The sequence below is a fragment of the Nostoc sp. PCC 7524 genome (assembly GCF_000316645.1).
Lineage (GTDB): Bacteria > Cyanobacteriota > Cyanobacteriia > Cyanobacteriales > Nostocaceae > Trichormus.
Window position 1 is genome coordinate 1 of sequence record NC_019685.1, and the last position, 6,361, is coordinate 6,361.

The window sequence follows — 6,361 nt, forward strand, 5'->3', positions numbered from 1 at the left end:
CTCAGTCCAGTACCTATTGAATGTTATTTGCTTAACCTGAAGCTAAATAAAACTTGTTAACTACACCCATTAATTGATAAATTCAAAGCACGTTTTTTCTGTTTGGTGTTTGGTGTGGTAACAATTCTGTGTATGTGTGTTTTATTTAGCTTCGGTTAAGTAGCATAACAACCCCCAAGCACTGAACTTTTTTTAATAGGTAATTTAAACTTTGCCTATCGGCAAAATTTTCAATCAATTGTACGCCAAAGTGTTGCATGATCAACGTTTGACTTATTTTTGTATTTACTAAATACTGAATTTCGCCGTGACGCTTTTTACAGATGGAAATTCACGGCAAAATGTTTTTTGCTAACTTTGCTATGTAAAACAAGAAACTTGGCACTCGGTTATTACTAAATAAACTGGTAAAAAATAACCATTAGAACCAAAAAGAACGAAAACCAGTACACCCTTGCCAGTTTTCAAGCTTTTGCTATGACGACTCTAATAATCGGGTTTAACACCATTCCGCTTTGAGAAAATTATCCTTGTACAGCAAGTAACAGTCAATGCTAAACCGCACCGCTACAAATCCTTAAGTTTTTCCAGTAGCGATTTACCTTCTTGGTAACGCCCGCCTTGATAGCCCAAAATTTCTTTAATCACCTTACTTTCTGAAAAACCCGCTTCCAGACAGGCTTTTACCACTTTTGCTAGGGTTTCATCTCTTGGTTCTGGGAGGGATGAAACGGGCTGTAATGCTTGTTCTGAGGTCGGTTGAGCCGTTTGGAGTGGCTGAAAACTGGTTACAGACTGTAACCGGGGCATAACCATTTTGTAACTGCTTACATCTGGTAACTGACACGGCATATCATCCACCATGCAGCGATATTTCCCCGACTTTAACCACTCCACAAGGGCAAGGTCTTTTAAGGACTTGGCGTGGCTAACTGCAAACTTACCCAGGCGTAACATCCTAAAACACTTACGGACACCGCCTTCACCCTCGATACCTAAGGTCTTGACATTATCATCTTGAGTCAGCCCAATAACAAAACGCTTGGGCTTGCGGCCGCGCCTGGCGTGTTTGATGAGCCATTCGGTTGCTATCTCGACTTCATCTCTCAGCAGTGGCAGTTCTTCAGCAATTAAAACGCTTTCTTTTCCTGCTAGTGCCTTATCCCCAGACTCACCCCGTAGCTCAATCCGGCGCTGCAATTCCTCCAGGTCAGCAGCCATGCCCGACTGTATAGCCTCAAAGTCACCACGGCGGCCAATGACATTTAACCCCGTCCACTCGTCCGGTGCAGCGTCAGCGTCATAGACTGTCACCTCACCCCCGACTTGATAAGCAAGCCATTGGGCTATGGTGCTTTTGCCAGTTCCCGTATCCCCAACTATTAAACAGTGCTTACCAGACAGAGCTTGCATCAAGTCGGTGATGATTCCCTCTGGTTCGACCGCAAGGGTGACGGCGGTAGTGTCAATGATAGCCGCGCCGTAAGTGCCAGCATAGGGCAATTGGTCGTAAACTTTGACCAAGTTGTATACAGACTGTCTACACCACTTCACCACTGTTAACGCTGTTTGCAAAGCGTAAGACGTGGCATCAAATAAAAATATGCTGGCACTAAAAGTTAATCGCCCCAATCCCCACAGTAAAAACCTGCCTAGCTGTTGACGACTAGGCAAGTGCATTTCAATCCAGTCATTTGCCATAAATCACCCCGTCTTTAAAGCCTTGCAGTTGAGCGCGACAGGTATTTAACTGTGCTTGTAACTCTGTTTGCTGGTTTTGATACCACAGACTGACGGCGGCGGCCGCCAGTCCTAAAAATAGAAACTGGCGATCGCTCATTATTGACTTACTCCCTGTTGATTAGCGTGGTAGTGAGTCATAGCCGCATTGACCGCTTCTTGGGCTTGGGGTGTTCTGCCAAGATTGGGTTTTGTAGGGTCATCGTTGGCTACGACTAAGGACGCTTGTTCGGCTATCGCTTGCGGGACACCAACTTTAGTTAACTCTGTCAAGGATACTTGGTAAAGTCGCTCGTTCATTAGCCGATTCTCCGGTACATAAAACTGTTGCTGGCAGTCCCTTCATTGGCGACGAGTTCTTCAGCCGGAGTATCAGCGATAATGTCAGCCCAGCCGGTGACATTATTATTAATAATGTTTTGTTCGGCAATTGCACCCAAGCCAGGACGCGCCGTTTCAAACTCAGAGATGACTTGCTGCTCTTTCTCGGTGAGTGGTCTATCTGTCATGATAATTATGTCCTTCATTATGTAGGCGATTCCAGTGGGTGTTTACGAGGCAGTCCACAGGAATCAGTGCGATTCACCTTTAAGGTGAATCGTCATCAAAAAATCACTCGGTAGCAACGACCCGAACCGACCAGGATTGATTTCCCGGTTCTCAGTTCGCAGGCTTTTGAGCGCGTCACCTTGACCATTGGGTAACTGCCATCAGCCGATAAGCTAAACGGGCTGTATAGCGGTAAAGCATCCCACACAGTCGGGCTGGCATCAACTTTGCAGGAATAGCTCACGTCACTCATCTCACTCGCGCCTGGGTTGGATGGCAGCGAAGGCAGATTACGACGCAGTTTTTTACTGGCACTTTTACCCGCATTAAAAACGGGTACAGTGCCATTGTTGACGGTCTGTACTTCGGTCATATACTCGGTGTACACTTAATACACTCTATACTATTACTGCCGATTAGTACATTTGTCAATCACTCTTTGCACAAGGTGTATGATATGGACTCAGGAGTACACCAAACGTCATGCCAACCAATAAAGGGAGAATAGCAGTCACTCTAGAAGCTGAAATTTACCAATGGATTGCTAACCGAGCGTCTGAGGAAGGAAGACCGTTGGCTAATCTTGCCGCTTTCTTACTCACACGAGTTGTTAAAGAACAAATGGAACAAGAAGCCAAGGACAACCAAGACAAGCAGGGGGCAGCATGAGCGAAGACAGACTAGCCAGAATAGAAGCTGCGTTAGACAGCCAAGTTGCAGTGAATGCCGACCTCCGCACATCGGTTACAGAACTCCGCGCAACCGCAGAAGCATTGTTGCAAACAGTTCAAATCCATCAGCAGAACTTTGAAATTCTTACCGCTAGGCAATTACAAACCGAAGCACGGCTTGATGAGTACCAACGTACCACTAGCGCGGCACTCGACAGAATTGGCGCGGTCTTAGACTACCTCGTTAGGCAGCAAAACGGTTGAGGTGAGGGATGAGCGATGACTATCTAGACGGATATCTAGACTTATATAGACACTAATATAGACAATAGTTTATACTGCTATCTATACAAGTATAGACATTATCTAATCATGGCAGACAAAACTCTAGCCACTTTTCGTATTGACTCCGAAGAATGGGAGTCTTTTAAAAACCTTGCTAGTTCTGAAAGTTCCAACGCCTCAGCACTGTTAACAGAATTTGTTCGTTGGTATTTGGCAGGTAACAGGTTTAATACTCCCACTTCTCACACTCCCACCCATCTAGACACATCCCTCGAACAGCGTATAGACAATATTGAACAACGTCTAGATAAAGTCACAACTAATAATCTAGACAATATAGATGAATTTATAGACAAGCGTATAGAAGATAATCTAGCAACACGTCTAGACAAACTTCAATCGCAACTGGAGGAACTGCGGGGAAAATCGAAAGCCCGGTAGTTCAGGCAGAAGGACAAGCTACCGGGCAAGACAGAAAGAATATAGACAATAGTATAGACAATCTAGACAAATTGGAGGCAACCCGCGATCGCACCCTCAATAAGCTAAAAATGGGTAGGCAGTCAGCCGCCGGGAAAGCCATCGACGCGTTTATCAAAGAGTTGCTTTCTTCAGGAGACAACATAAGCTGAAGTTATCAAAATTCTGTCCTTACGTCGAAAGCCTGATTTTACCGTGCAACGATTGATAAGCTTGGCTAAACTAGCACTGGCTTTCAACAGAAAGCATACGAAGAATCAATAGATATAGCCACCAATTCCACAAAATGCAGATAACGTGTAGAGTATTGGAATGCTTAATCTGTAAGGGTTATGAAGGTTAACGGCAACGGACGAGCCAAAATACTCACCTCCGACGAACTCAGGCGACTGTTTAGCGACGGATTCACCACACCGCGCGATCGCGTTTTGTTTGGCATCTGTCTATTCACCGGTTGCCGCGTTAGTGAAGCTCTAGCACTCCAAACAACGGACATTAAAGGCGAAACACTAACCTTTAGGAAGTCTACCACCAAAGGGAAACTCAAAACCCGCGTGGTTGACATCCAGCCAGGACTAGCCGCACTCATGGCTGACTATCACCCCAAACCGGGAACCCTGTTCCCTGGCATGAGGGGAGTCAGCGATAGGCTCACGCGATACGCGGCGGATAAAATCTTGCGCGATGCAGCCAAAAGAATCGGGCTAGAAGGCATCAGTACCCACAGTTTCCGCCGTACTGCCCTCAACCAAATGTCTAGCGCCGGTATCCCGTTGCGACACATTCAAGAGATATCCGGTCACAATGACCTTGGCACACTGCAACGCTATCTTGAAGTTACACCCGAACAGCGACGCAAAGCTGTATCCGTGATTGGCTTCTAATGTACGCCAACGCTGTTTAGACCCCTATGGGTGCTAAAAAAAGACGCAGCCTAAACACACGCTCTACACTTGAGGATACTTTTAAAGTATCCATCGGTTCTAGAACTCTGCACACGTTCCGGACTTTGGAAACGTTATACCTTTCCCTGTGTTGCAGAATGCTGCAATATTTCTTCGACAAGTTAACTTGTGACTGGTTTAATATTTTCTCAAATTGCCCCAAAACAACACGCCTAAATCCTTAGACGTTTCTGTGGAAACCTATTAGGTTTTTATCGCCGTTGTTTTAGTGGTAAACCCAAAGGGTTTGTATATTCTTGTATGAAGTTCGACTCTGAGGGTTAAGAAGAATGGCTCGCCGAATTTTTTACAAGTGGAAACCGATTAAAGGTTAAGGGTCAATCGGGACGATGAATATTTTCTAATTGTGACCTTCTCCATCTAATAAGCTTTCTTTGGGGTTAAGGTCGAAGAAAGTACTACGCATGATCTGCATACGATCTCTATTGCCAAAAAGCCGCGACCCTATAGGCTCTCGGTCATGCTGCACTAGTTCGTGTCGATCACTATACTGGTTGCCGCAGCATTTCACGCTAAAAAAAAATTCTTAAAAATGTCCTTCATATCTCGCCAGAGTGGCAACCTATTACAAAACGGTTGCCTACCCGACCGGCTCGATTTTCGCTGAAGTGGCACTGTGACAGTTTGAAATGGTACTTCCGCCGTGCTGCTGACATCGTTGTTAGGGTGAATTGTTCGCGGTAGATGTTGCACCGATTCATGAACACCTTGTCACCCACTTTGAATAATCGACCGTCAAATTCAGTCGCGTCAATTTGGTAAGTGTTGGGCTGTCTCTTTTTGGCTCCAGGGGCAATGCCATCAGAAAACACAACCGCGTCACCCATAACTTGATAACCGATATCAGTTTTGGTTCCAGTGAAAGCCCAAAATTCAGACGCGTCATTATTCCGAGCGTGCCGGAGTTGATTGTACTCAATTTTGGCTTGGCAAAGTTGACGGCGATTCATGCCCAGCTGCTTTTGATGTCGTCGCACTGTGCGCTTGTGAATACCCAACTCACAGCTGACAGCTTTTTGAGATGTACCATAGTGGATGAAACTTTTTGAGACGAATATCCGCGACGAACTAATGTGAAGTACACAAGGTACTTCCCCCTCTGGCGATTTAAGAGAGGATTGCCTTGTGTCCTTCACTAGCTCGTTCGGGTGTGGCGCTCCAAAAAGTTTTCTGTACTCTGGTTTAAGTTGTCTGTTGGCCGCATAGCGGCTCTTTTGTTGAAAGCTTTGTGTGACTATGCCAGTGGTCAGTGAGCGTAAATCGCTTAACACTTGGACTAAAGGCACTACTGCAACATCACCCCATCTTTTTAAATTTAGGTTGTAACAAACTTGAAACATACCGCCCAAGTAGACGGTTATCATTCCTGCTTTAATTTTGTAGCGGCGGAATGCTCCTATTTTTTTTCCATCCTGTAACCAACGGTAAACAGACTTATCACTACAATCTAAGAACGTCTGTACTACAGGCAATGGCAATGTTAAATGACCAGACCCATCCTTATCAAGCGCTCGACACAAATACCACAACCGCGCACAAGGTTCTCGACCAATGCGAGTGTGTACCCTGACCGTGTAAGTGCCAAGAATTATTTCAGTTTGTAGTTCCCTTGTAAGCAGGGTTAGTGATACATTTGTATTTAAGCTTTCTGGGCTGATCATTTGGAAATGT

The 6,361-nt window shown here is 45.4% G+C and carries 10 protein-coding genes; 4 read left to right on the forward strand and 6 right to left on the reverse strand.

The genetic code is table 11. From position 1 onward, the window contains the following. Window positions 1–567 precede the first annotated feature (567 nt). The 5 genes from NOS7524_RS27635 to NOS7524_RS29000 all read right to left on the reverse strand — a co-directional run bounded on the left by NOS7524_RS27635 (window position 568) and on the right by NOS7524_RS29000 (window position 2,662). The gene (locus NOS7524_RS27635; RefSeq protein WP_011666303.1) at window positions 568–1,701 is read right to left on the reverse strand and encodes an ATP-binding protein; all 1,134 of its coding nucleotides are present in this window, start codon (window positions 1,699–1,701) and stop codon (window positions 568–570) included. Next, window positions 1,691–1,840, reverse strand: coding sequence for a hypothetical protein (locus NOS7524_RS30360; RefSeq protein ID WP_015141686.1), 150 nt, complete (start codon window positions 1,838–1,840; stop codon window positions 1,691–1,693). Before NOS7524_RS30360 ends, NOS7524_RS27635 begins: the two co-directional genes overlap by 11 nt. Continuing rightward, entirely contained in the window at window positions 1,840–2,040 is a 201-nt protein-coding gene (locus NOS7524_RS27640) for a hypothetical protein (protein WP_015141687.1), read from the reverse strand. Before NOS7524_RS27640 ends, NOS7524_RS30360 begins: the two co-directional genes overlap by 1 nt. After that, a complete protein-coding gene (locus NOS7524_RS27645) occupies window positions 2,040–2,249 on the reverse strand; it encodes a hypothetical protein (protein ID WP_015141688.1) in 210 nt (69 codons plus the stop codon). Before NOS7524_RS27645 ends, NOS7524_RS27640 begins: the two co-directional genes overlap by 1 nt. Window positions 2,250–2,344: 95 nt before the next feature. Next, entirely contained in the window at window positions 2,345–2,662 is a 318-nt protein-coding gene (locus NOS7524_RS29000; RefSeq protein ID WP_011666301.1) for a hypothetical protein, read from the reverse strand. 110 nt (window positions 2,663–2,772) lie between these two features. Between NOS7524_RS29000 and NOS7524_RS27650 the strand changes: the two genes are divergently transcribed. The 4 genes from NOS7524_RS27650 (at window position 2,773) to NOS7524_RS27665 (ending at window position 4,609) form a co-directional block, all read left to right on the forward strand. Further along, on the forward strand, window positions 2,773–2,958 hold the full coding sequence (locus NOS7524_RS27650) for a ribbon-helix-helix domain-containing protein (protein ID WP_015141689.1): 186 nt from the start codon (window positions 2,773–2,775) through the stop codon (window positions 2,956–2,958). Then, complete coding sequence (locus NOS7524_RS27655; protein WP_015141690.1) at window positions 2,955–3,224, forward strand: hypothetical protein; 270 nt, start codon at window positions 2,955–2,957, stop codon at window positions 3,222–3,224. The genes NOS7524_RS27650 and NOS7524_RS27655 overlap by 4 nt, the downstream gene beginning before the upstream one ends. Before the next feature lie 108 nt (window positions 3,225–3,332). Next, window positions 3,333–3,686 carry a hypothetical protein gene (locus NOS7524_RS27660; RefSeq protein ID WP_011666306.1) on the forward strand — a complete coding sequence of 118 codons (354 nt, stop codon included), beginning with the start codon at window positions 3,333–3,335 and terminating at the stop codon, window positions 3,684–3,686. A gap of 371 nt (window positions 3,687–4,057) precedes the next feature. After that, complete coding sequence (locus NOS7524_RS27665; RefSeq protein WP_011666305.1) at window positions 4,058–4,609, forward strand: tyrosine-type recombinase/integrase; 552 nt, start codon at window positions 4,058–4,060, stop codon at window positions 4,607–4,609. A 620-nt stretch (window positions 4,610–5,229) separates the two neighbouring features. Here NOS7524_RS27665 and NOS7524_RS27670 read toward each other — a convergent pair. Next, on the reverse strand, window positions 5,230–6,168 hold the full coding sequence (locus NOS7524_RS27670; protein ID WP_171815429.1) for a RepA: 939 nt from the start codon (window positions 6,166–6,168) through the stop codon (window positions 5,230–5,232). Between the last annotated feature and the right edge of the window lie 193 nt (window positions 6,169–6,361).